Here is a 25869-nt window from a genome sequence, read left to right as displayed (position 1 = left end):
AATTCAGGGCGTAAAATAGTGCAGAGGCAAGCGGGGCCGCACAATGGCGCGGCCCCGAGCAATGTTTATTTGCTGTGAATCTGGTCGGCGGGAATGTCGGCGCCGGCATTTTCAATAAACCATTTCGCCGCACCGGGGTGCCATGCGATGACGCCACGGTTCTTGTCCCAGTTTTCGGGCAAGGTTGAGCGTGACGCCTTGTGAATGTTCATCATCCGCTCGTTGTCTGACATGACGATGTCGACCACGGCATTGACGAAGGATTCGGGCAGATCACAGTTGGCGATCGCAAAGTTCCACATCGAAACCGAACGTGCATCTTTTTCCAGCGTGGTATAAGTGCTTGCGGCTATATCAAAGGGTGCAACCGGATAGGCATCCATGATCTTTTGCTGCTCTTCTTCGGTGAATTCGATGATGTTCACATCGGTCTGCACCTCAAGCTGGCTGACGGCGGGCACCGGTACACCGGCGGCAAATGCGATCACATCCAGCAGACCATCCTGAAGCTGACTGCCCAGATCTGTCCAGCCACCATTGCGGCGTTCGTATTTCACGCCCAACGTATCCATCATCAGCGGGAAATATGTGTCGGATGTTGATCCGGCAGGACCAAACCCGATCCGCGCCCCATCGGGAATTTCGCTGACCGATGTGATGCCCGAGGACGCCAGGGCCGTTACCGAAAACGGTGTCTGATACATCGGGAACATGGCACAGGCGTTGGTCATCGCAAGGCCGGGGGCGATCGGGCTTTCACCGCGAATCGCCTCGGCGGCGGGGCCCATCGTGGTCATGCCGAATTGCGCATCGCCGGTATGAACCAGGGCCATGTTCTGGCCCGGGCCACCCGTGACTTCGCCACCGCCGGTGATGCCCAGCTCTTTGGCGACCAGATTGGCCCAGCCCGAGCCATAGGCGAAATATGTGCCGCCCTGCGATGCAGTGGCCACGGTAAAGCTTTCGGGCCAATCGGTGCGGTCCTGATGTGCCTCGGCAAAGGCCACATTGGCGCTAAGTGCTGTGGCGGCGATAAAGATGGCCGTTTTCATGGGTATCCTTCCCTAATGTGTCGCACCCCTTTTTTGGGGTGACGTTCGTGGTGGTCTGACGCAGTTGCGCCAAGTGACCCGTGAACGATAAACGCGGGGGCAAGGTTTGCAACGAACGATTGCAGAATTTGGAATTTATAACGCTAACAAAGCGCCAATTGAGGGATCACACGCGCTGTGCCACCCGGTTTTGCAAATCCGCGGATCATTTGCAGGTGGATCATGTTAGGGTTGAATCTGGCGATGTTCGGATTCAGACAAAATTGGAGACATGCAATGCTCAAGACATCTATGGCGGCGTTTTTCGCGGGTGCGCTCATGGCTTCGGCGATATCGGCCGAGACCTGGACGTTGAATAATGACGCATCAAAGCTGTCCTTTGGATCGATCAAGAATGACCGCACCGGCGAGGTGCACAGTTTCAAATCCCTTTCAGGCACGGTTTCGGCAGATGGCATGGTCGAAATCGAGATCGACCTGACGTCGATTGAAACCAATATCGAAATCCGAAATGAACGGATGATCGAATTTGTTTTCGGCGACAGTGCCACCGCCACATTGTCGGTCGGAATGGATATGGCTGAGTTGAACGCCATTCCGGTGGGCGGTCACGGAACCGTCTTTGCGGTGGGCGATCTGTCGTTTCTTGGACAAACCATCGCAGTGGAAAGCGATATGTTTGTTCTGCGCGCAAGCGAGGCCCAGACATTGGTCAGCACGGATGGTCTGGTGTTTCTTGATATCGAAGATGCGGGCCTTGCGGCGGGGATCGACAAGATGATGGAACTGGCCAGTTTGCCGGGCATCACCCGCACATCGCCGGTCACGGTGCGGCTGATGTTTGACAAGGACTGATCCCGGCTCTTGGGGTGGCACGTCTGCCTGTCGGGGCGGGCGTGCACAACCGTCATATCCGACAGAAAAGGTTGGCTTGGGCCTTTGTCCCGGCGATGGAATGGGTTAGGTGCAGGGCACTGTTCATCGGCTGTTAGGGGCGGAATGCGCCAGATCATGAAATCCCAATTCTTCAAGTCAGTGTCCGACCGGGGGCTGACCATTGCCGCGCTGACCATCGCGGTGATCTGTGCATTGCCCCATCTGGGCGTGTTGGTGGCGGCGTTCATGGGGTCGCTTGATACGCTGACCCATTTGGCGGAAACGGTTTTGGGCGGCTATACCCAGACCACTCTGGCGCTTGTCGTGCTGGTGTGCATCGGCACGGCCAGTATCGGCACCGGGGCCGCGTGGGTTGTGACCATGGCCGAATTTCCCGGCCGCCGCTGGTTTGAAATTGCGCTGGTTATTCCGCTGGCCTTTCCGGCCTATGTTCTGGCCTATGCCTATACGCATCTGTTGGATCATCCGGGCATTGTGCAATCGACGCTGCGCGATGTGATGGGGTGGGGGCCGCGCGATTATTGGTTTCCGAAAATCCGATCCCTGGGCGGGGCGGCGGCGATGCTGATTCTGGTGCTGTACCCCTATGTTTATCTGCTGGCCCGGGCCGCGTTTACGGCGCAAAGCGCGACCACGTTTTTTGCCGCCCGGTCTTTGGGGAAAACACCGCTGGGTGCGTTTTTTCGCGTGTCGTTGCCAATGGCGCGCCCGGCAATTGCGGCGGGGGTTTTGCTGACGGCGATGGAAACCATCGCCGATTTCGGGACGGTGGCGTATTTCGGGGTGCAGACATTTGCCACCGGCATTTATACTAGTTGGTTTTCCATGGCCGACCGGGCGGCGGCGGCCCAGTTGTCATTGGGGCTGTTGGCGTTTGCCCTGTTGTTGGCGATTTTGGAACGCACCAGCCGGGGGGATGCCCAATATACCTCGGGGCGGCGGCAAGAGGCGATGGCGCGCATGAACCTGACCGGCGCGACCAAATGGGCGGCGGTTTTGCTGTGCGCGCTGCCGGTTGTGTTCGGGTTGATCGTTCCGGTGATTGCCCTGGTGGTTATGGCGCTGGAATCGCAACAGGATCTGCTGAGCCAGCGCTATGTCGGGTTCATCAGGAACTCGCTCACTCTGGCCAGTCTGGCCGCGCTTATCACCGTGGGCGCGGCGATTTTGCTGGGCGCCTATCAGCGCCAGCGCAAGGGGCGGCTGTCGTCTGCTGCCGCATATGTTGCGCGGATGGGATATGCGGTGCCGGGCGGGGTGATTGCCGTGGGGTTGTTGGTGCCGATGGCGGCGTTTGACAATGCGTTGGACAGTTGGATGCGCGAAACATTCGATATCTCAACCGGGCTTCTTTTGACCGGTTCGATCTGGTTGTTGATCGCCGCCTATATGATCCGGTTTCTGGCGGCGGCGCTGGGCGCATATGAGGGGGGGATTTCCGCCGTCAGCCCCAATATGGACAGCGCCGCGCGGGTGCTGGGACAAAGCCAGTGGGGCGTGTTGCGCCGGGTGCATATGCCCATTCTGACGCCCAGTTTGCTGACCGCCGCGCTGATCGTGTTTGTCGATGTGATGAAAGAATTGCCCGCGACCCTGATCATGCGGCCGTTCAATTATGACACATTGGCTGTGCAGGCCTTTCGCCTGGCCAGTGATGAACGGCTGGAGGGGGCGGCGATGCCAAGTCTGGTGATTGCCGCGATCGGGTTGATCCCTGTTATCCTGCTGTGTCGCAAGGTGGGGCGGGGCGGTTAACGGACGCGGCTTTGGCCTCGTCGGGCCATAAAAAAACGGCGCGCTTTGCCATCAAAGCGCGCCGTCATTTCAGGGATGTACGGGATTATTCCCAGCCAACCTCGTTAAAGATCTTCTGAGCGGTGGGCAGGTTTTTCGCCACATCCGACAGGTTCACCGTGTCGCTTTTGAATTCGCCCAGTGATTTTACGCTTTCGCTGCGCTCAACGCTGGGAACGGCGGGGTATTCATCATTTCCGGCGCTGAAATACTGCTGGGCCTGATCCGAGGCCAGATATTCCAGAAATTTGATCGCATTGTCGCGGTTTGGTGCATTTGCCGCGACGCCGGCGCCCGACAGGTTCATATGCGCGCCTTCGGCGTCCTGCGCGGGGAAGACCCAGCCGATTTTGTCCAGATCGGACGACAGGCCGCTGACATCAGTGCGCACAGCGCGGGCGAAGTAATAGGTGTTTGACACCGAAATATCGCATTCGCCAGAAACCAGCGCGCGCAATTGGTCGGTGTCGCCGCCTTCGGGATCGCGGGCAAAGTTATCAACCATGCCTTGCGCCCATTCCCTGGCGGCCTCTTCGCCATGGTTTTCGATGATCGAGGACAACAGGGTTTGCCCATACACGTTGCTGGACGAGCGGTGGCAGACCATGCCCTTATACTTTGGATCGGCCAAGGACAGATAATCCATCGGCGGTTCGGTCACGTTGGCCTTGTCGTAAAAGATGATCCGCGCGCGCTGTGAAAAGCCGAACCACTGATTGTCGGAATCCTGCAGGTTGGCGGGAATCCGGTCTTCCAATACGGCGCTATCGATGCTTTGCAGCACACCGGCGTTTTTCGCCCGCTCAAGGCGCGATGTATCCACGGTCAAAAGAACATCGGCAGGCGAATTGCGCCCTTCGGCCTCGATCCGCGCGATCAACTCATCGGCATTGCCTTCGATCCGGTTGATGGTGATGCCGGTCTGGTCGGTGAAATCAGAATACAGCCGTTCGTCCGTATCATAATGGCGCGAGGAATACAGGTTCAGATCGCCCTCTGCATAGGCGGCGGTGCTGCTTAGAATTGCCACAGCCGTAAGCGCGAAGGTTGAGATTGTGGTGATGCGTGTCATCGAAAGCTCCGTTGTGATACCTTACTGATTTACTCAATTACCTGAAGCTGACGGGATTGCAACATAGTTGATCCTTTTAGTCAGGAAAAATTTTGCGCCCCACCTGACCGGCCCAATGGGGCAGGGCGCGCCTGGGCGGTGAGAAGTTGAGTGAAAGATCGGGGGGGTATTTGGCAAAAGGAACAGTGCAGGATCAACCGTGCCATACCAGCACGGATCATGCATGTTTTACTGAGTACTTCGCCAATGCCACGCGACCGACTGTATCGCAGACGGCGAAGGGCGGCCTGTGTCAGAGCGGGTTTGCCCCATCAACACCGGCATTTTTGCGTGTTGTTGGGGCGATTTTTTTAACGCACGAATTTCTTGAATTTCACGCGCTTGGGTTCCAGCGCATCGGCGCCAAGGCGGCGTTTTTTGTCTTCTTCGTAATCGGTGAATCCGCCTTCAAACCATTCGACATGGGCGTCGCCCTCAAACGCGAGCATATGCGTACAGATCCGGTCAAGGAAGAAACGGTCGTGGGAAATGACCACGGCGCAGCCGGCAAAATCAACCAGCGCATCTTCCAATGCGCGCAGGGTTTCGACATCAAGATCGTTGGTCGGTTCATCGAGCAGTAGCACGTTGCCGCCTTCTTTCAGCAGTTTGGCCATGTGAACACGGTTGCGTTCGCCACCCGACAGCATCGATACCTTTTTCTGTTGATCACCACCTTTGAAATTGAAGGCACTGCAATAGGCGCGGCTGTTCATCTGGGCATCGCCCAGTTGGATGATTTCGGCACCGCCGGTGATTTCCTCCCATACGGTCACGTTCGGATCCAGCGCATCGCGGGATTGGTCGACATAGGACAGCTGGACCGTTTCGCCATATTCGACAGTGCCGGCATCGGGGGTTTCCTGACCGGTCAGCATTTTGAACAGGGTGGTTTTACCCGCGCCGTTGGGCCCGATCACACCGACAATACCGCCGGGTGGCAGCGAAAATGTCAGGTCCTCGACCAAGAGTTTGTCGCCCATCGCCTTGGTCAATCCGTTGACCTCGATCACTTTATTGCCCAAACGCTCGCCATTCGGGATGATCATCTGTGCGCGCGCCAGCTTGTCACGCTCGGATTGGCCGGCCAGTTCGTTATAGGCGCTGATCCGGGCCTTTGATTTGGCCTGGCGGGCCTTGGCCCCCTGACGCATCCACTCCAATTCGCGCTCCAGCGTTTTCTGGCGCGATTTGTCCTCTTTGGCTTCCTGTGCCAGGCGTTTGGCCTTTTGCTCCAACCAGGAAGAATAGTTGCCCTCCCATGGCACACCGCGGCCCCGGTCCAGTTCCAGAATCCAGGATGTGATATCATCAAGGAAATACCGATCATGGGTGACGATCAGGATTGTGCCTTTATAATCAATCAGATGGTTCTGAAGCCATGCAATGGTTTCGGCGTCCAAATGGTTGGTCGGTTCGTCAAGCAGCAGCATATCGGGTGCTTCGAGCAGAAGTTTGCACAGTGCCACGCGCCGTGCCTCACCGCCGGAAAGTGACGCGACAGAGGCATCGTCGGGTGGGCAGCGCAGGGCCTCCATCGACACGTCGATTTGCGCGTCCAGATCCCACAGGTTTTGCGCGTCGATTTCATCTTGCAAGGTGGCCATTTCATCGGCGGTTTCGTCGGAATAATTCATCGCCAGTTCGTTGTACCGGTCAAGAATTGCCTTTTTCCCGGCCACACCCAACATGACGTTTTCGCGCACTGTCAGGGATTCGTCCAATTTGGGTTCCTGGGGCAGATACCCAACCTTGGCGCCTTCGGCGGCCCAGGCTTCGCCGGTAAATTCCTTGTCGATCCCGGCCATGATTTTAAGCAGGGTCGATTTACCCGCGCCGTTTGGCCCGACGACACCGATTTTCACACCGGGCAGGAACGACAGGCGAATGTTCTCGAACAGCTTTTTGCCGCCGGGATACGATTTGCTGACACCGTCCATGTGATAGACGTATTGATAGGCTGCCATGGGGATGCTCCGCTAAATGAATTTCGCCCTTGTGTACTTGGGCTTTGGCGCGGGGGCAATGCGTTGGCTAGAGGATCTCGTCTTCGTCAAACATTGGATCAGCTTCCAGATCGGCGGCCAGCCGCTCCATGCGTTTTTGGGGATCAATCGGGGTGGCGGCAATGTGATAGCAGGCGTCGCCTTCGTTGATCACCGGCATCATCGCGCGGCCCAGAATGATACCGGGGGCGGGGGCGATGATTTCGTGTTCCTGTTCGCCAAACGGGTCGGCGACGGCGGCCAATAATGTGCCTTCCTCAACGCCTTCGCCCACCTCTTTGAAACAGCGCAAAAGCCCGCCGGCCGGGGCGCGCAACCACGACGATGAGCTGGCCTGTATCGGCGCGGCGCGGCGTTTTGGCAGGCCCTTAGTGCCGATCATCCCCATTTGGTGCATCACCCGCAGGATGCCGGAACTGCCCACACGGGCCGATAATTCGTCAAAGCGCAACGCCTCGCCCGCCTCATAAAGCAGGATGTCACAGCCCACTTCGCGGGCGGCGGCGCGCAAACTGCCATCGCGCAGCTTGGCGCGCACGATGATCGGTGCGCCGAAGGCCTCGGCCCGTTCAAGCGTGGTTTCATTGCTGGCCGATACCCGGATTTGCGGCATGTTGGTGCGGTGGATCGCGGCAGAATGCAGATCAATGCCGAAATCGGCGCGTGCCACGACCTCGGACATGAACAGATGCGCCAGCCGCGCGGCAAGTGAGCCGGTGGGCGAGCCAGGAAACACCCGGTTCAGATCGCGCCTGTCGGGCATGTAGCGGGAATTGTTGAGAAACCCGAAACTGTTGACGATCGGCACCACCATCAGCGTGCCTGCCAGACTGCGCAATTGCGGCGCGCGCAACAGGCGGCGGGCGATTTCCACGCCGATCACCTCATCCCCATGCACAGCGGCGGACACGAACAGAACCGGACCGGGGCGTTTGCCATGAATCACCTGCACCGAAAGGGTAACGGGCGTGTGATCGGACAGCACCGAAACCGGCAATTCAACACGGCGCCGTTCGCCCGGTGCCAGGGTAACGCCGCCGATTTCGAATGCTGTCTGCGTCATCAGCCTTTGCCAACCGTTTTGGTTTTGCCCTCTTTGGCGTTCTTTTCGATGAAATCGATAATCTTGCCTGCGATGTCGATTCCTGTCGCCTTTTCCACGCCTTCCAGTCCGGGGGATGAGTTTACCTCCATCACCACCGGCCCATGGTTCGAGCGTAGCATATCAACGCCACACACGTTCAGCCCCATGGATTTGGCAGCGCGCACGGCGGTTGCGCGTTCTTCGGGGCTGATCTTGATGGTTTCGGCGCTGCCGCCCCGGTGCAGGTTTGAACGAAACTCGCCCTCGGCCCCGGTGCGTTTCATGGTGGCGATCACTTTGCCGCCGATCACCAGCGCGCGAATATCGGTGCCGCCGGCCTCTTTGATAAACTCCTGCACCATGATATTGACGTTGGCGCCGCGAAACGCCTCGATCACCGATTTCGCGCTGCGGTCGGTATCGGCCAAAACCACACCGATGCCCTGGGTGCCTTCGAGCAGCTTGATCACCGTGGGTGCGCCCCCGGCCAGTTTCAGCACCTCTTCGGTTTGTTTCGCGTCATGGGCAAAGGTGGTGACCGGCAGGCCGATGCCATCGCGTGCCATCAATTGCATCGATCGCAGTTTGTCGCGCGACCGGCCTATTGCCACCGATTCGTTCAACGGAAACACGCCCTGCATTTCAAACTGGCGCAGCACGGCCAGACCGTAAAACGTGACACTGGCCCCGATCCGCGGGATCACGGCATCATATTTCGGCAGCTTTGCGCCGTTATAATAAATCTCGGGGCGGCGCGACGCGATGTTCATGTAACAGCCCAAAGTCTTGATGATATCGAACTCATGACCCCGGGCCTCAGCCACGTCTTTGAGGCGTTGATGGGAATACAGGTTGGCGTTTTGCGCCATCATCGCGATTTTCATTGGGGTGTCCGATCTGTTGAGCATGCTTTGGCCCAACATGACCGACCTGCGCGTGATGCGCCACCCCAGAGCGGATTTGACACGCCCGACACCAGCCGCCAAAAGAAGAGGAATTGGAAAAGGATATGACATGACCTATCGCCCCGATCCCGACCGTTACGACCGTATGCAATACCGCCGCTGTGGCGCGTCCGGTTTGAAACTGCCTGCTGTATCATTGGGGCTGTGGCATAATTTCGGAGGCGATTCGCCGCACGAAACAAAGCGCGCGATTTGCCGGACCGCATTTGACCATGGCATCACCCATTTCGATCTGGCCAACAATTACGGCCCGCCCCCCGGATCGGCCGAAACCGCATTCGGTGAGATTTTGCGCACGGATTTCGCCGGATACCGCGACGAATTGGTGATTTCATCCAAGGCGGGGTATCACATGCACGATGGCCCTTACGGCGAATGGGGATCGCGCAAATATCTGATTTCGTCCTGTGATGCGTCGTTGAAACGCATGGGGCTGGACTATGTCGATATCTTTTATTCTCACCGGTTTGATCCCGATACCCCGCTTGAGGAAACCATGGGCGCGCTGGATCAGATCGTGCGCTCGGGCAAGGCGCTGTATGTGGGGATTTCGTCTTACAACTCCGAACGCACCCGCGCGGCGGCGGCGATTTTGAAAGACCTCGGAACGCCCTGTGTCATTCACCAACCCAGCTATAATATACTGAACCGTTGGGTGGAACGCGACGGTTTGAAAGACACATTGGCCGATCTGGGCATCGGATCAATCGCCTTTACCCCTTTGGCCCAAGGCATGTTGACCAAGAAATATCTGGGCGGCATCCCCGAGGAAAGCCGCGCCGCGCAGGGCAAATCCCTGGCACCCGGCAAGATTACCGAAAGTGCGATTGAAAGCATCCGCAAGCTGGATGCCATCGCCAGCGACCGTGGCCAAACCCTGGCGCAGATGGCGATTGCCTGGGTGTTGCGTGGCGGCGGCATCACCACTGCCCTGATCGGCGCAAGCAAGCCGGAACAGGTGGTGGATTGCGCTGGTGCGGTTGGCAACCTTGAGTTCAGCGATGATGAGCTGGCCCAGATCGACGCGGTCGCACAGGAAGAAGACATCAACCTGTGGGCCAAATCCAGCGAAGGCGTTTAGGCGTATCTTGGCGCTCACCGGCCCTGATATTCCGGTTGCGCGGGCGGGGCAGGTGATTGGCCTTTTGGGCGGGTCGTTCAACCCCGCCCATGCCGGCCACGTTCACATCACCAAAGAGGCGTTGAAACGGTTCGATCTGGATCGGGTGTGGTGGCTGCTCACGCCCGGCAACCCGCTGAAATCCAAAGGCCCGGCGCCGATGCCCCAACGTCTGGCGGCGGCACGCGCCGTGATGGATCATCCGCGCGTTCAGATTACCGATATCGAAGAACGGATCGGCACCCGCTATACCGCCGCAACGCTGCAGCGGTTGCACCGGATGTATCCGGGCGTGCGGTTTGTGTGGCTTATGGGCGCCGATAGTTTGGCCGATTTCCATTTGTGGGACAATTGGCAATGGATTTTGTCAAACGTGCCGGTCGGCGTTCTGGCCCGCCCGGGGCAGCGCATTTCGGCACGCATGTCGCCGGCCGCCGCGCGGTTTGAGCGGTTTCGTCTGCGCGGGCGCGAATCGCATCTGTTGGCGCGTCATGACACCCCGGTGTGGTGTTTTGTGAATATTCCGATGAATACCCTGTCATCCAGCGCGATTCGCGCCTCGGGGGGCTGGCAGGACTAGGCATTTGCCCCTTGCGGGGTTGCAGTGCGGCGGCGGGGGCGGTTAAATCGGGTCTGGTCGGGCCTGAACCGGCCCGCAAAATACCGACGCACCTGGGGAGACATGCAGTGCGCCTAACACGACGAACGGTTCTGGGTGGCTTATTCGCCAGCGCCGCCACACCGCTTGTGGCCGAGGCGCCGACAACCTCAATCCGCCCCCATCCCCGCGCGAGCGACTTTTTCAAACAGGCGGTCAAATCTGCGCAGGATCTGGTTGATGAGGCGCGGCTGACCGGATCGGTCAGTTTTGCGGTGACCGATCTGCGCACCGGCAAAATACTGGAATCCCGTTCCGCCCATGTGCCCCAACCCCCCGCCAGCACCGCCAAGGCGCTGACGGCCCTTTATGCCATGGATGCCCTTGGCGCCGATCACCGGTTTGAAACCCGGCTTGTGGCCACCGGCCCGGTTGAAAATGGCCGGATCGAAGGGGATCTGATTTTGGTGGGCGGCGGTGATCCGACCCTGGACACCGACGGTCTGGCCGACATGGCGGCCCAGTTGAAACGCGTCGGCGTGCGCGAAGTGGCCGGTAGATTCCGCGTCTGGGATCAGGCGCTGCCACGCTTGCCCGAAATCGACACGGAGCAGCCCGATCATGTGGGGTATAACCCCGCGATTGGCGGCCTGAACCTTAATTTCAACCGGGTTCATTTTGAATGGCGCCGCGAGGGTGGCGCATACAAGGTGACGATGGATGCCCGATCATCGAAATACCGCCCCGATGTTGCGGTGTCGCGGATGCAGGTGATCGACCGCGCGGTGCCGATTTACACCTATGCCAAGGGTGATCTGCGCGATGAATGGACGGTATCGCGCCGGGCATTGGGCACCGGTGGGGCACGGTGGTTGCCAGTGCGCCATCCGGCCCTGTACGCGGGCGAAGTGTTCATGACGTTGGCGCGGGCAAACGGCATTCAACTGGGCCATGACGCCCACCGCGCAACCGAGGCCAGGGGCGAAACCCTTGTGACCCACAGCAGCGTGCCGTTGGCTGATGTGGTTCAGGATATGCTGAAATATTCAACCAACATGACGGCGGAAATCATAGGCCTGAGCGCCAGCGCCAAGCGTGGCGCCACCCTGTCAGACCTGCCCAAAAGCGCTGCGATGATGAACCACTGGTTGGCACAATCGGCGGGCGCGGCGGGCGCAGGCCTGATCGATCATTCGGGTCTGGGAGGCGATTCGCGGATCAGTGCCGCAGATATGGCGCGTGTCATGGTGCATGCCGCGTCTGATGGGCGGTTGCGCGGCCTGATGAAAACCTATCCGATCGAAGACCGGCCAGATGTGTTGGTTCAGGCGAAAACCGGCACGTTGAACTTTGTATCGGCCCTGACGGGATATGTCAGGGCGCCAGGCGATGTTGATCTGGGCTTTGCGATCTTTTGTGCCGATCCGCCGCGCCGTGCCGCGCTGAGCGAGGCAGAGCGCGAACGCCCCGAAGGCGGTATTGCCTGGGCGCGGCGGGCGCGTACGTTGCAATGGGCGCTGTTGGACCGGTGGTCGACGATTTACGCAGCCTGAGCCACGGGCGCCCGCAGGCCCGTCAGGGCCGCAATGGCGTGCGCCATGGGCGCTCTATTCGGTCAGACATTGGTTCACAGGGTCAGGTGGCGCGCGCGCGCGGCGCGTTCGATGGCGGCGGCGTGCAGCCGGTCAATGGTCAGCTCATAACGGATTTCTTCCAGCAGGCGCAGTTCGGTGTCTTCGATCCGGCCATCGGCGGCGGCCACATCACAGGCCATCGCATAGGCAGTTTCATTCAGCTTTTCCGGCAGATTATCCCGGATCAGGCCAAACAGGGCGTCCAGCCCATCCTCTTCTGAAAACAGATCAAACACAATTTCGGCCACTTTTGCGATGCGGTCCTGATCGTAACTGGCAAACACCGGAAGGTGATTCACGATCCTTTCGATGGTCAGCAATTCGGCGGTGTGGATATTTGCATCCGACACGCTGACGGCAATCATCACCGCCACCAGACAATCCTGGGCCGTCATCGCGTAAGAGTTATCTGTCATGCTGATATCCTTTATGTTGCGGTGCAGAATATTGACGCCGCGCCTTGGGGGCAATAGGGAGTGACGGTTCCCGATCGTTCACTTTAACAGGAGAAATACCATGTCCGATTTGCGCGCTGCTGCGATGACATCAAAGGCCTGGCCCTTTGAAGAGGCGCGCGCGCTGCTCAAACGGTATGAAAAGGCACCGCCCGAAAAGGGATATGTGCTGTTTGAAACCGGATACGGGCCATCGGGCCTGCCCCATATCGGCACATTCGGCGAAGTGGCGCGCACCACGATGATCCGCCGCGCGTTCGAGGCGATTTCGGATATTCCGACGCGCCTGATCTGTTTTTCCGATGATCTGGATGGGATGCGCAAGGTGCCGGGCAATGTGCCCAACCCCGACGCCCTGGCCGAGCATCTTCAGCGCCCGCTGACCAGCGTGCCCGACCCATTTGGCACCCACGACAGTTTCGGCGCCCATAACAACGCCATGTTGCGGCGGTTTCTGGATACGTTCGGGTTTGAGTATGAATTCATCTCGGCGACCGAATATTACAACTCGGGGCAGTTTGACGCGGTGCTTTTGCGCGCGGCGGAACGCTATGATCAGATCATGGCGGTGATGTTGAAATCCCTGCGCGAAGAGCGGCAGCAGAGTTATTCCTGTTTCCTGCCGATCCATCCGGAAACCGGGCGGATTTTATATGTGCCGATGAAACATGTGGATGGCGCAAAAGGTGAAATCACGTTTGACGATGAAGAAGGGCGCGAATGGACCCTGCCGGTGACTGGCGGCAATGTGAAATTGCAGTGGAAGCCCGATTTCGGCGCGCGCTGGGCCGCGCTGGACGTTGATTTTGAAATGTACGGCAAAGACCATTCCACCAACACCCCGATCTATGACCGGATTTGCGAGATTTTGGGCGGGCGCAAGCCGAACCATTTCACCTATGAATTGTTCCTGGATGACAAGGGCCAGAAGATATCGAAATCTTCGGGCAACGGGTTGAGCATTGATGAATGGCTGACCTATGCCAGCACCGAATCCCTGTCGTATTTCATGTATCAAAAGCCGAAAACCGCAAAGCGGATGTATTTTGATGTGATCCCCAAGGCGGTGGATGAGTATCATCAGCAGTTGCGCGCCTATGTCGATCAGGATGCCGCGGGACGGGTGAACAACCCGGTGTGGCATGTACACAGCGGCGATGTGCCGGTGTCCACCATGGTGGTGCCGTTTGCGATGCTGTTGAATCTGGCCAGCGTGTCCAGCGCCGAAGACAAGGCGGCGCTGTGGGGCTTTATCCAACGCTATGCCCCTGACGCGACGCCCGAAACCCACGCCGATCTGGATCAGGCGGCGGGGTTTGCCGTGCGGTATTACAACGACTTTGTGAAGCCTGAAAAAGTGTTCCGCCTGCCCGATGAACGCGAAGCGGCGGCCCTGAATGATCTGGCGGCACGTCTGCGCGACTGGCAGGGCGGATTGGACGCCGAAGGATTGCAAACTGTGGTCTTTGCCGTGGGCAAGGATCACGGGTTTGAACCACTGCGCGATTGGTTCAAAACCCTCTACGAGGTGTTGTTGGGTGCCTCGCAAGGGCCACGGTTTGGCGGTTTCATCGCGCTTTACGGGATCGATGAAAGTATCGCCCTGATCGAAGCGGGGGCGCGCGGCGAACTGGCCGCGGGATAACGCGGGCCACGGATTGGCGTGAAACTTTTGCATCGCGCGCTACGTGTTTTTCAACGAACACATGAAAGGGCGCGCGATGACACGGCTGTTTATGATCCTGACCCTGGCGATTGGCCTTGCCGGCCCGATCCAGGCGCAAACGGACCCCATGCAATATCCGGCGATTGAACGGGTGATCCAGGGGCAGATCGATGCCTTTCTGGCCGATGATTTCGCCACGGCGTTTGACTATGCCTCACCCACCATAAAATCGATGTTCGGCTCGGTCGACAGGTTCGCCGCCATGGTGCAACAAGGATACCCCATGGTGCATCGCCCCAGTGCCGTCGAGTTTCAGGAGCTGCGTGAAATCCGCGGTGAACTTTGGCAAAAGGTGGTGGTGCGCGACGCATCGGGTGTCTATCACGCGCTTGATTATCAGATGATCAAGGGCGAAATCGGTTGGCAGATCAATGGTGTGCAGCTTTTGCAGGCGCCGCAACTGGGGGTTTGATGCGCTGCACCGCGCGGTGATTTAGGGGGTGGTTAACGGCCCGCTGTTATTCCTTTGGCCAGAAAATCACGACATTCAACATTGCGAGACCCCGTTGGCCAAACCGGCCTGCGGGGTTTTGTTTTGGTGTCGCGGTTGGGCTTGGCGTATGAAAGGGACTGCGATGAACAAAGCGATAACCGATGGGCTGGTTCTGATGCCTCCGCCGTTTTCGGGCGGGTTGAATGTTTGGTCCAGCGAGGATGGCACGCCGGGGTCGGCCACCTATGCCGGTGCGTCAAACGCGGCCTTTGTGCCTGCGGATCAGGATTTTGGCGGCTGCCTGGAGTTGATCAAGACCCAAGGCACCCAGCGGTTGCGATATACCGGCGAAACCCCGATTTTGCCCGGCTGTTATTTGCAGATCCGTGCGCGGGTCAAGGCGGTGACCGGGAATTTGCCCGGCGTGCGCATCGCGGCTTATGGCGCACGGGCCGGGGGCAACCCGATCAACGGTGTCGTGACGGTGGGGCCCACGACCCAATTGTCGAGCTACGGTGATGTGGTTGAGGTGCGCGCGATTGTCGGCGTCGGCGCGCGCAACGGCGTTGACATGGTGTGGGGCCGCGATGCGATTTACGGCCATTTCGGGCTGGATCTGACCGGGCCCAATGGCGGTGTTGTGCGGATTGACGATATCGAAATCGAGGATGTGACCGGCGCGTTTCTGCGCAGCCTTCTGGATTTTGTCGATGTGCGCGACTATGGCGCGGTGGGCAACGGCAGCGCCGATGACAGCGCTGCCTTCAACGCGGCCGATGCGGCGGCCAACGGGCGCTATGTCGTGGTGCCCGAGGGAAATTTCCGGCTGAACTCCGACGTGACGATGGCGAATGAAACCCGGTTCGTCGGCAAAGTTTCGATGCCGGTCAATCGCCGGCTTGTGCTGCGCAAGAATTTCGATTTGCCGACCTATATTGATGCCTTCGGCAATGAGGTTGAGGCATTCAAAAAAGCCTTTCAGGCGCTTTTGAACAATACCGACCATGAAAGTCTGGATATGGGCGGGCGGCGGATTGAGCTGAGCGAGCCGATAGACATGGCGGCCGCGGTTGACAACCTGACCACCTATGAGATCCGCCGGGTGATCCGAAACGGGCAGTTCAACTGTGTGCCGGGCACCGGGTGGAACACGCCGGCCGTGTCCTCATCGGCGCGGTATTCCGAGAATAATCCACGCACCCTGACCCAGGTGACAAATGTGGCGAATATCGAGGTTGGATCGCTGGTTACGGGGAACGGTGTCGGGCGCGAAGTTTACGTCAGTTCGAAAAACGTCGGCCAAGGTACGATTTCGCTAAGTCAGCCGTTGTATGATGCGGTCGGCACACAGAATTACACCTTTCGCAGATTCCGCTATGCCCTGGATTTCAGCGGGTTCAACCGGCTGAGCAAATTTACCCTGGCCGATATTGAATTTCAGCTCGATTCCCTGGCCAGTGGCATCATGATGGCCCCGGATGGCGAAACATTTCACGTCAAGGATTGCTTCATCACCAAGCCGAAACATCGTGGCATTACCAGCATTGGCCGGGGCTGTCAGGATCTGCAAATCGACCGGTGTCATTTCATTTCGGCCGAACAATCCCTGCCCGCGACACAACGAATTTCTGTCGGCCTGAACATCAATGCCAATGATGGTAAAATCCGCGACAGCAGATTTCAGAGATTGGGCACCACAATGGTGTTGTTTGGCAACGGGCATCTGTTGGTGGGCAACCATTGGTTTCAGGGTGACAATGTCAACAACGGGCCGCGCACGGCGGGTTTGGTTCTGACTGAAACAAACGTGAAAACGGTGATTACCGGCTGTTATATCGACAATTCCTTCATTGAATGGACCAATGAGCACGACGCGCAACCCGGTTTTGCAAATGAATTTTCCTTTGGCGGGCTCTCGATTACCGGGTGTATTTTTACAGCTAATAACGTTGCATCCTGGTTCAGTTGGCTGGTGATAAAACCATTCGGGCCGGGCCATTTTGTGCAGGGTCTGAATGTGGTGGGCAATACGTTCAAATCGATCAACGGACAGATTGATCGGATTGACCGCGTGGATACATCGATCGCCGGTCTGGATCACAGTCTGGCACGGTTGATCAATTTTCAGGGCAACACGTTCAACGGCATTCAGCAGCTGACGATCAATCCTGTCACCCTGGAATTCAGCCAGAATGACAATGCCGAAACCTGGACCCTGGGGATTGGTGGGTTCCTGCCGTTTCAAGGTTATGCGCGAACGGTTTGCGCCGTAGTGCCCGAGGGCGAATTGCTGACCTCGGGGCAGGCGCGGGTTTATGATATGCCGTCAGTGACGCCGATGGATGGTCCGGGCCAGAACCGTGTGCGGCTGGGATGGTCGGTGCCAACGCGGGGCCGGGTGCAGGTGACCGCGCGGTGCGACAAACCGTTTTAAAGGGCCGGGGCAGGGCGGCGTGGTGGGCCGCCCTGCATCGATCAAAATTCGATCCAACTGCCGATGGTTAACCCGACCCGGTTCTGCCCTGTCGTGCGATAGGTCATCCCGATTTCCATATTCACCCCGTCACGAAGTTTTTTGACATAACTGGGGGCAAGGGCTGTCACCTGCCCCTGGGGTTCATGAAAACTGCGCAGTTGCAGGATAAGATGTGTCGTGTCATCGGGTTTCAGGCCGAACGTGAAATCCGCCTTGTGCCAGGTTTCACCAAGCCCCACAGTGTGCCCAAGGGTCAGATCGGCGCTCATCCAGCCGTTTGCGCGCGGGGTTTCAAACCCTTTGCCCCAAGATACGGTCGGCATGATCAACGGGCGCGGTGTGGCATTTTTGAAATGCCGCACGCCCAATCCCAAACCAAACGAAAATTGATGGCCATTTTTCGTGGCCTGCGGATGATAAGAGAGTGATCCGACCAGATCACCATAGGCGCCGTCATTTCGGCTCCAGGATTTGACGACAAGCGTGGTTTTTGGCGTAAACCCTGTTTCAAGGAAAAATGACCGATATCCGTCGGTCTGATCGGACTCCGTTTTGCCGGTATTCCAACTGAGCGCGACAAAGGTGCTGCTCTCGGCGCGCGGCCAAGCCCCGGCCAGGGCCAGATTGGGCAAAAGCAAAAGGATGGCGAAAAGAATTTGGCGCATACGGAGTCCTTTGTCCCGTATGCGCAGAATGCGACAGATTATCTTAACACATTGTTAACCGCGCTAGCGTTTCTTTCGCCTTTGCACATTGCCGCCGCGTTGACCGGGCCGCCCGGCGGTCGAACGGCCTGCCATCTTGGTGGATTCTGCCTTTGCCGCATCCACCGCCGATTGGCGCGCCAGCGGATCGTTGGCGATGGTCAGGTCCACCGCTTCCAGACGTTTAAGTTCGTCACGCAGGCGCGCGGCCTCTTCGAATTCCAGGTTCTCGGCGGCTTTGCGCATATCGGTGCGCAATCCGTCAAGAACCGCCTTCAGATTGCTTCCTGACAGCCCCTTGTCGATTGTGGCGGTGACCCGGTTCATATCGACATCGCCCTGATACAGCCCTGAAAGCACGTCTTCGACGTTCTTTTTCACTGTGGCCGGGGTGATATTATGTTCGGTGTTATAGGCGATCTGTTTGTCACGGCGGCGTTCGGTTTCGGCCAACGCCCGTTCCATGCTGCCGGTGATCCGGTCGGCATACATGATCACCCGGCCTTCGGCATTGCGCGCGGCCCGGCCGATGGTTTGCACAAGGCTGGTTTCACTGCGCAGGAACCCTTCCTTGTCCGCATCCAGAATGGCCACCAGCCCACATTCAGGAATATCCAATCCCTCGCGCAACAGGTTAATGCCGATTAACACATCAAACGCCCCCAGCCGCAGATCGCGCAGGATTTCGATACGTTCCAATGTGTCGATATCACTGTGCATATAGCGCACTTTGATGCCCTGTTCATGTAAATATTCGGTTAAATCCTCGGCCATGCGTTTGGTCAAAACAGTGCAAAGTGTACGATACCCGTCTTGCGTGACTTTGCGGATTTCATCGAGCAAATCATCAACCTGCATTTCAACAGGGCGGATTTCAACGTATGGATCAATCAGGCCCGTGGGGCGGATCACCTGTTCGGTAAACACACCGCCGGTCTGCTCCATCTCCCAGGCGGCAGGCGTGGCCGACACAAACACCGATTGTGGGCGCATGGCATCCCATTCTTCGAATTTCAGCGGGCGGTTATCCATGCACGACGGCAGGCGGAAACCGTGTTCGGCCAAAGTGAATTTGCGCCGATAGTCGCCTTTGTACATGCCGCCGATTTGCGGCACGGACACGTGGGATTCATCGGCAAACACAATCGCATTATCGGGGATGAATTCAAACAGGGTGGGGGGCGGTTCGCCCGGCGCGCGCCCGGTCAGATAGCGCGAATAGTTTTCAATGCCGTTGCACACGCCGGTGGCCTCAAGCATTTCAATATCGAAATTGGTTCGTTGTTCCAGGCGCTGCGCCTCAAGCAGTTTGCCGTCATTCACCAATTGATCCAGCCGCATCCGCAGCTCTTTTTTAATCTCGATCACCGCCTGTTTCATGGTCGGGCGGGGCGTCACATAGTGGGAATTGGCGTAAACGCGAATACGGTCGAACGTATCGGTTTTTTGCCCTGTCAGGGGGTCAAATTCGGTGATGCCTTCCAATTCATTACCAAAAAACGACAGCCGCCAGGCGCGATCATCAAGGTGGGCGGGAAAAATCTCGAGGCTGTCACCGCGCACCCGGAAACTGCCGCGCGAAAACGCCTGATCGTTGCGCTTGTACTGCTGGGCCACCAGATCGGCCATCACCTGTCGCTGGTCATATTCCTGTCCGGCGATCAGATCGATTGTCATCGCGCCATAGGTTTCAACCGAGCCGATGCCGTAAATACACGACACTGACGCCACGATGATCACATCGTCGCGTTCCAACAACGCCCGCGTGGCCGAGTGGCGCATGCGGTCGATCTGTTCGTTGATCTGGGATTCTTTTTCGATATAGGTGTCGGACCGGGCGACATAGGCTTCGGGTTGGTAATAGTCATAGAACGACACGAAATATTCGACCGCGTTGTCGGGAAAGAAACCTTTGAATTCGCCATATAACTGCGCCGCTAGGGTTTTGTTGGGTGCCAGAATGATGGCCGGGCGTTGGGTTTCTTCGATCACTTTCGCCATCGTATAGGTTTTGCCGGTGCCCGTGGCCCCCAACAACACCTGATCGCGCTCGCCCGCCTTGATCGCGGCTGAAATCTCTTTGATCGCGGTGGGCTGATCGCCCGCCGGAGAAAATTCGCTGTTCATGCGAAAGGCGCGCCCACCCTCAAGTTTGGGTTTGGTCAAGACATCTGGGCGCTCGGTGATCGCGTTGGTATTGTTATGTGGCATGGCAATTCCTTGGTTGCCTTATAAATGGCCCCCGCGCGGCCAGTTGCAAGCGTTGCCTTGCCAAAGGGGGCCGATGTCGGTGGCAGTAAGCCGCCTGAACGGCTCTGTGGGGCATTTTAATCAATCTAGGGTTGTATTTTATACTTGTTTTAAAAGACCGCCCATGCGTTATTAAAAGGGCAAGCAGCAAGGCCTGGTTGCCGAAGCCCCGTTTTCCACCCACCCCTCGCTCACCCAGCGCGGGCTTCGGCAACCAGCGCTTTTTAACTGTCCGCCACTTGCTTTTCGGGGTGTTGTGGCCAATAACCTGTCGCACCATAGTCGGAGGTCACCCCATGGGCGCGCGCATTTACAAACCAGCCAAAACCGCCATGTCGTCGGGCACGGCAAAAACGCATGAATGGGTGCTGGAATTTGTCCCCACCGCGCCCCGTGAAATTGACCCGCTGATGGGCTGGACCAGCAGCGCCGACACCCAGGCCCAGGTGCGCCTGCGGTTCCAAACCAAAGAAGAAGCGTTGGAATATGCCAACGATCGCGGCATCGTTGCCGTTGTCACCCAGCCTCGTACGCGGCGCGCCAACATCCGCGCGGGTGGCTATGGCGAAAACTTTGCCACCAACCGGCGTGGATCCTGGACCCATTAGGATCGTGTAAACCGCGGCAAAGTGCCCGCGAATTTTTCGTGTATTTATGGCGGGACTGCACGGCATTGTTCCGGGGCATTCGGCGCTAATTGCAACTTTTCTCACACCAATCCGACGGGCGGCCTTTCTGGTCGCCCAATTCATTTCAAGCCCTGCCGGAGCGCATCCTGATGACCATCACCCACCTTGTCACCCATTCCGGCGGCTTTCATGCCGATGAATTGTTGTCATCGGTCATCCTGACGCGGCTGTATCCCGAGGCCCGGTTGATTCGCAGCCGTGACACCTCCTGGATCACCCCCGGCCCCGACCGGATCATCTATGACGTGGGGGGGCAGTTTGATGCCGAGGCGCAGATTTTCGATCATCATCAGCGGCCCAACCCGCTGCGCAGCGATGGCCAGCCCTACAGCTCTTTTGGTTTGATCTGGGCGCAGTATGGCCGCGACTACCTGCGCGCCATGGATGTGCCTGCCGATGATATCGAGGCGATTCATGGCGCCTTTGACCGCAGTTTCGTTTTGCCTGTCGATCTTGTCGATAATGGCGCGGTCAACACCTCGGAGGCGGGGCCGCTGTTTTCTGCCATGACATTGCCGGTTCTGCTGGAAAGCCTGAAAACTGTGTTTGATGATCGCGAAGAGGGCGCTGATGATCGTGCTTTCATGGCCGCCCTGCCGGTGGCCCGCGCTTTTGTCGAGGCGCAAATCAAACGCAGGGCCGCGAAATTTCGCGCGGAATCCATGGTCATGGCCGCCATCGAGGCCGCCGGTGATGGGCGCATTCTGGAGTTGCCAATGGGAATGCCGTTTCGTGCGGGCGTTGAAAAGGCGGGGGCCGACCATCTTTTGTTTGTCATTCATCCGCGCGGCACCGATTGGGCGCTGACCACGATCCGCCAAGGTGACGATACGTTCGAAAACCGCGCCGATCTGCCTGCCGCCTGGGCCGGGTTGACCGATGAAGCACTGCAAATGGCGAGCGGCGTCGCGGGGGCAAAGTTTTGCCATAACGGGCGGTTCATTGCGGTGGCCGCATCGCGCGAGGCGATATTGAAAATGGCAGATGCAGCGGTGGCCGACGCCTTGGCCCAAAACCCCTGAGCTTGCGTGTCAGGGGTGCAGTGTTGCGCCTTTTTGCGGCGCGCCCGCCACATAGGTTTGCACGATGGCGCGGTCATCGCCCATGATCTGCAAGGCAAACAATTCCTCGGCCAATGTTTCGGCCCGCCCCATGCGCAAGGCCATGGCAGGGGTGGCGCGGGGGTCCAGCACCACAATATCCGCCTCGGTTCCGGGATCCAGCGTTCCGATCCTGTCAGCCATGCTCAAGACATCGGCATTGCCCCGCGTGATCCAGTAAAAGGCGCGCAAGGCATGCAGGCTTTGGTTTTGCAACTGCAACACCTTGTAGCCTTCGTTCAGGGTTTGCAGCATCGAATAACTGGTGCCGCCACCGATATCGGTTGCGATCCCGCTTGAAATTCCGTGGGCGCGCAGGCCTGCATCATCAAACAGGCCACTGCCCAGAAACAGGTTGGACGTGGGGCAAAATACCGGATGCGCGCCGGTTTGGGCAATCGCCTCAACCTCGCGCTGTTTCAGGTGGATGGCGTGACCCAAAAGCGTGCGTTTGCCCAACAGGCCATAGGTTTCGTAAACATCCAGATAATCGCGCGCGTCCGGGTACAATTCGGCAGTGAACGCGATTTCATCGTGGTTTTCCGACAGATGGGTTTGCACATAACATTCGGGATGTTCGCCCACCAACGCGTTGGCCATTTGCAACTGTTCCGGCGATGACGTGATGGCAAAGCGCGGCGTGATCGCATAAGACGCCCGCCCCTTGCCATGCCAGGCGGCGATCAGTTCTTTACTGTCGTCATAGCCCGATTGCGACGTGTCCAACACGGCATCGGGCGCGTTGCGGTCCATCATGGTTTTGCCCGCGATGATCCGCATGTTGCGATCTGCGGCCTCGGAAAACAGGGCGTCGGCCGATGCTTTGTGTACCGAACAAAACGCCACCGCCGTTGTCGTGCCGTGATCGGTCAACAGCGTACAGAATTGCCCCGCCATGGCCCGGGCATGTTGGGCATTGCCAAATTCCGCCTCGGCAGGAAAAGTATAGCCATTCAGCCAGTCCAACAATTGACTGCCCCAGCTTGCCACGATCTGTACCTGTGGAAAATGAATGTGGGTGTCGATAAACCCCGCCATCATCAAATGCGGGCGGTGATCGATGACCGCTGCATCGCCTGCAGTTGCCGCCACATCGGCGTAATCGCCGGTGGCCACGATCCGGCCCTGTCGCATCAGGATCGCGCCATCTTCGACATAGGTATGGGCGCTGGCATCTTCTGCACCTGTGGGTTCGCGGTGAAACGTCAAAAACCGCCCGCGCAGCAAAGTATCGGTCATCGGACATACCTTTTTAAGGGGCAAGGCCACCAATGGGCCGCCTTGCCTTGTTACACCTCAGGCGCGGTCAAACGCCGGGCTGTTATCGTCAAGAAAATCAGGCTCGTCCGGTACGATGATCCGATGTTGCAGATCGTCCTTGGGGGCGAATTTGGGATACATTACCATGAACACCCCGATGATCAGGTATCCAATCGTGATCCCGTCAAACTGCGGTAGTTGAAGCGTATAGCTGTGGATCACTCCGACCGATGACATGACCGCCGCGGCGATGGCAAAGCCGCCGGCATATTTGAACCGTCCGTCAATCACATCGGCCACGATCGCGCCCCAGACCAGACCGGTGATGATCGCCCCTTGTGACAGGGCCAGGTGGCCGTCGTAATGGGCGCCCTCCATCAGTAACGCGGCGGTCAGTTCGCCATCGCCCAAGGCGGGCAACCCCTCAACCCCGGTTGAGCGCAGGGCGTTGATCAAAGACCCCCATTTGGTGATCAAAAACGCCGAAATATGCGGCAGGATCGCAAAGGCAACCGCGGCCATATGCGCCGGTTTGACGGCAAAGGCGGTGTTGGTGATCAGGCTGACCGATACAAAAACCAACACTGGCGCGGCGGCGGCAATCGGGATCAGCCCGGCAAGGAAAGACAGAAAGCCAAGGAATGCAGCAGCGGCAATCACCACGGCCACGCCGATGATATACCCGGCGCGCGCATCCAGACGTTTATACGCCGGGTGGCCGATATAAACCGTGGTAGGAAAGGGGGAACCAAACAGCGCGCCAATCATCGTGCCGGCCCCATCGGTCACCTGACACAGGCCCACCGGATAACTGTCACCTGCCGCCTCGGCGGACTCGACGTTATTCATGGTTTCGATAAAGTTATAGATCTGCACCGGGATCAGCACCAGAAACAGTTCGGGATTGGCAAACAGATATTGGATGCCCGCAAACATATCGCCAAAATACGGCACGGGCGGGTAAAATCCGATGCCTGAGGTGTCGAACGACGACTGCCCCAGAAAGATCGCGATGATCGTACCAACGGCAATCGCCACCAATCCGGCAGGCACATTGCCCGGCAGGCGAAAGCGGCCAATCAGCCCCCACAGGATGAACATAAGCGATGTGAACCCGATGATCGGATGTTCAAAGATTTCCGCCAACGGCACCGATCCGATGAACACCAGCGCGATACCACACAACGTGCCCAACATCCCGGCGCGCGGCGTGATCCGTTTCAGATAGGGGCCGACAATCGCCCCCAGGGCCGCCACGATCCCGCCCATGAAACCCGCGCCAATCCCGACCTGCCAAGCCAAAAGCGGATCATTGGTGGCCCAATAAATCGGCCCGATCACGCCGAATAGGTAAACAAACATCACCGGCGTCGAAATACCATAGGGCAGGGCGGTTACGTCTTTGCCCTGTTTGTTGGCCGCCCATTTGGCCAACAGGGTGTACACCACCACACCGGCCAAAATCGCAATTGCCGCACCCGGCACGATCCGGCCAAACACGATTTCGGCGGGCATCTGAAACACAAACTGGCACACGCCGGACAGGATCAGAAGATTCACAAGGTTGTCGGTGAAAAGCGCCCAAAAGGCGCTGGAATCGCCTTTGCTGAACAATTTATAGTCATAACTCGCGTCTGACATCTGTTTCCTCCTCGGAAATGTTGGACCTTTGGCCGCTTCTTTCTGGCGGTTTATGGGGTTATTTGTTGATTTTGGCAGGTATGGTCTGGGGGACGCTCAGTGCGCTCATCACCTCGGCCATGACAAAGGCGGCGATGACTTCGGGGCGTTTGTCGGTGCTGGAGTTTGCGCCGATGGGGCAAATCAGGCGGCTGGCGTTTGCGCCACCCGAATGGGCACGGTGAAAGCGCGCGAATTTTTCCCGTTTGGTGGCTGATCCGATCAACCCGACATAGGCGGCATCGTGGCGGTTCAGCGCTTCACAGGTCAGCAGAAAATCAAGCGCGTGATCATGGGTCAGCACGATAAAGGCGCTGTTGGGGGGGGCGGCGCGGATGTCGGCCTCGGGCATTGGGGTCAGGCGTTTTTCAACCGCCGCATCCGACAGGTTCAACTCGGCCGCGCGGCTGTCGATCAAGACACAGCGCACCGGCAGAAATTGAAACAACCGGCACAGGGCGCGGCCCACATGCCCGGCCCCCAAAACGTAAACATGGGGGCGGGCGGCATGGCGTTGGGCCTCATCGGCCAAGGCAGCGGTTCGGTCGGCATCACTCATCCGGGTCAGGGTCAGGGTGACGCGCCCGCCGCAACATTGGCCGATTTCCGGGCCAAGCGGCACATCCATATCTTCCGATTGCGCGCCAGTGCGCAGCATCACGCGCGCCGTGTCGATGGCCATATATTCAAGTTGGCCACCGCCAATCGTGCCCTGCACCGCCGTGGGGGCGACGAAAATTTCGGCCCCCTCTTCGCGCGGGGATGATCCGCGCACCTGTGTCAGACGAATGTGAATGACATCGGCGTGACGGTTCAGGAAGGCGGCAAGATCCAT

At 58.2% G+C, this 25869-nt stretch carries 21 protein-coding genes; 10 read left to right on the top strand and 11 right to left on the bottom strand.

The window, feature by feature from the left end:
- Nucleotides 1-65 precede the first annotated feature (65 nt).
- A complete protein-coding gene (locus C8265_RS04490; RefSeq protein ID WP_108482781.1) occupies nt 66-1052 on the bottom strand; it encodes a TAXI family TRAP transporter solute-binding subunit in 987 nt (328 codons plus the stop codon).
- Nucleotides 1053-1328: 276 nt separating this feature from the next.
- Here C8265_RS04490 and C8265_RS04485 point away from each other — a divergent pair, with 276 nt between their 5' ends.
- A complete protein-coding gene (locus tag C8265_RS04485) occupies nt 1329-1907 on the top strand; it encodes a YceI family protein (RefSeq protein WP_108482981.1) in 579 nt (192 codons plus the stop codon).
- Nucleotides 1908-2063: 156 nt separating this feature from the next.
- A complete protein-coding gene (locus C8265_RS04480; protein ID WP_240610975.1) occupies nt 2064-3704 on the top strand; it encodes an ABC transporter permease in 1641 nt (546 codons plus the stop codon).
- Between the two features lie 85 nt (nt 3705-3789).
- Here C8265_RS04480 and C8265_RS04475 read toward each other — a convergent pair whose 3' ends face one another.
- From C8265_RS04475 to rimK, 4 genes are all read right to left on the bottom strand, one after another.
- Nucleotides 3790-4815 (bottom strand): Fe(3+) ABC transporter substrate-binding protein, encoded by a 1026-nt coding sequence (locus C8265_RS04475; RefSeq protein ID WP_108482779.1) that lies wholly within the window; start codon nt 4813-4815, stop codon nt 3790-3792.
- A gap of 350 nt (nt 4816-5165) precedes the next feature.
- Nucleotides 5166-6821, bottom strand: a complete 1656-nt coding sequence (gene ettA / locus C8265_RS04470; protein ID WP_108482778.1) for an energy-dependent translational throttle protein EttA — start codon at nt 6819-6821, stop codon at nt 5166-5168.
- 67 nt (nt 6822-6888) lie between these two features.
- Entirely contained in the window at nt 6889-7926 is a 1038-nt protein-coding gene (locus C8265_RS04465; RefSeq protein ID WP_108482777.1) for a succinylglutamate desuccinylase/aspartoacylase family protein, read from the bottom strand.
- Complete coding sequence (gene rimK, locus C8265_RS04460) at nt 7923-8828, bottom strand: 30S ribosomal protein S6--L-glutamate ligase (protein ID WP_108482980.1); 906 nt, start codon at nt 8826-8828, stop codon at nt 7923-7925. Before rimK ends, C8265_RS04465 begins: the two co-directional genes overlap by 4 nt.
- Nucleotides 8829-8958: 130 nt before the next feature.
- On the opposite strand from rimK, the gene mgrA reads away from it, so the two are divergent.
- From mgrA to dacB, 3 genes are all read left to right on the top strand, one after another.
- Nucleotides 8959-9990: an L-glyceraldehyde 3-phosphate reductase gene (gene mgrA / locus C8265_RS04455; protein ID WP_108482776.1), complete on the top strand. Its 1032-nt coding sequence runs from the start codon at nt 8959-8961 to the stop codon at nt 9988-9990.
- A 7-nt stretch (nt 9991-9997) separates the two neighbouring features.
- Nucleotides 9998-10609, top strand: coding sequence for a nicotinate-nucleotide adenylyltransferase (locus C8265_RS04450; RefSeq protein ID WP_420818841.1), 612 nt, complete (start codon nt 9998-10000; stop codon nt 10607-10609).
- Nucleotides 10610-10716: 107 nt separating this feature from the next.
- Nucleotides 10717-12180 (top strand): D-alanyl-D-alanine carboxypeptidase/D-alanyl-D-alanine endopeptidase, encoded by a 1464-nt coding sequence (gene dacB / locus C8265_RS04445; RefSeq protein ID WP_108482774.1) that lies wholly within the window; start codon nt 10717-10719, stop codon nt 12178-12180.
- A 74-nt stretch (nt 12181-12254) separates the two neighbouring features.
- Here dacB and C8265_RS04440 read toward each other — a convergent pair whose 3' ends face one another.
- Nucleotides 12255-12677 carry a tellurite resistance TerB family protein gene (locus C8265_RS04440; protein WP_108482773.1) on the bottom strand — a complete coding sequence of 141 codons (423 nt, stop codon included), beginning with the start codon at nt 12675-12677 and terminating at the stop codon, nt 12255-12257.
- A 100-nt stretch (nt 12678-12777) separates the two neighbouring features.
- Here C8265_RS04440 and C8265_RS04435 point away from each other — a divergent pair, with 100 nt between their 5' ends.
- The 3 genes from C8265_RS04435 to C8265_RS04425 all read left to right on the top strand — a co-directional run bounded on the left by C8265_RS04435 (nt 12778) and on the right by C8265_RS04425 (nt 17309).
- Nucleotides 12778-14361, top strand: a complete 1584-nt coding sequence (locus C8265_RS04435) for a lysine--tRNA ligase (RefSeq protein WP_108482772.1) — start codon at nt 12778-12780, stop codon at nt 14359-14361.
- A gap of 76 nt (nt 14362-14437) precedes the next feature.
- On the top strand, nt 14438-14854 hold the full coding sequence (locus C8265_RS04430) for a DUF4864 domain-containing protein (RefSeq protein WP_108482979.1): 417 nt from the start codon (nt 14438-14440) through the stop codon (nt 14852-14854).
- 163 nt (nt 14855-15017) lie between these two features.
- Nucleotides 15018-17309, top strand: a complete 2292-nt coding sequence (locus C8265_RS04425) for a glycosyl hydrolase family 28-related protein (RefSeq protein WP_108482771.1) — start codon at nt 15018-15020, stop codon at nt 17307-17309.
- Nucleotides 17310-17350: 41 nt separating this feature from the next.
- Here the strand turns inward: C8265_RS04425 and C8265_RS04420 are convergent, their stop codons facing one another.
- A complete protein-coding gene (locus C8265_RS04420; protein WP_108482770.1) occupies nt 17351-18016 on the bottom strand; it encodes a hypothetical protein in 666 nt (221 codons plus the stop codon).
- 63 nt (nt 18017-18079) lie between these two features.
- Entirely contained in the window at nt 18080-20266 is a 2187-nt protein-coding gene (uvrB, locus tag C8265_RS04415) for an excinuclease ABC subunit UvrB (RefSeq protein WP_108482769.1), read from the bottom strand.
- Nucleotides 20267-20601: 335 nt separating this feature from the next.
- Between uvrB and C8265_RS04410 the strand changes: the two genes are divergently transcribed.
- Both C8265_RS04410 and C8265_RS04405 read left to right on the top strand, forming a co-directional pair.
- The gene (locus C8265_RS04410; protein ID WP_108482768.1) at nt 20602-20913 is read left to right on the top strand and encodes an ETC complex I subunit; all 312 of its coding nucleotides are present in this window, start codon (nt 20602-20604) and stop codon (nt 20911-20913) included.
- A gap of 170 nt (nt 20914-21083) precedes the next feature.
- On the top strand, nt 21084-22016 hold the full coding sequence (locus C8265_RS04405) for an MYG1 family protein (RefSeq protein WP_108482767.1): 933 nt from the start codon (nt 21084-21086) through the stop codon (nt 22014-22016).
- A gap of 9 nt (nt 22017-22025) precedes the next feature.
- Here the strand turns inward: C8265_RS04405 and guaD are convergent, their stop codons facing one another.
- The 3 genes from guaD to xdhC are packed head-to-tail and all read right to left on the bottom strand — an operon-like array spanning nt 22026 to nt 25869.
- Nucleotides 22026-23333, bottom strand: coding sequence for a guanine deaminase (guaD, locus tag C8265_RS04400; RefSeq protein WP_108482766.1), 1308 nt, complete (start codon nt 23331-23333; stop codon nt 22026-22028).
- Nucleotides 23334-23390: 57 nt separating this feature from the next.
- Nucleotides 23391-24995, bottom strand: coding sequence for a xanthine/uracil/vitamin C permease (locus C8265_RS04395; RefSeq protein ID WP_108482765.1), 1605 nt, complete (start codon nt 24993-24995; stop codon nt 23391-23393).
- Nucleotides 24996-25053: 58 nt separating this feature from the next.
- Nucleotides 25054-25869: a xanthine dehydrogenase accessory protein XdhC gene (gene xdhC, locus C8265_RS04390; protein WP_108482764.1), complete on the bottom strand. Its 816-nt coding sequence runs from the start codon at nt 25867-25869 to the stop codon at nt 25054-25056.

It is taken from the genome of Oceaniglobus ichthyenteri (assembly GCF_003057885.1).
Lineage (GTDB): Bacteria > Pseudomonadota > Alphaproteobacteria > Rhodobacterales > Rhodobacteraceae > Oceaniglobus > Oceaniglobus ichthyenteri.
The sequence above is the reverse complement of the archived record's forward strand: the minus strand, read 5'-3'. Positions and strand labels throughout refer to the sequence as shown.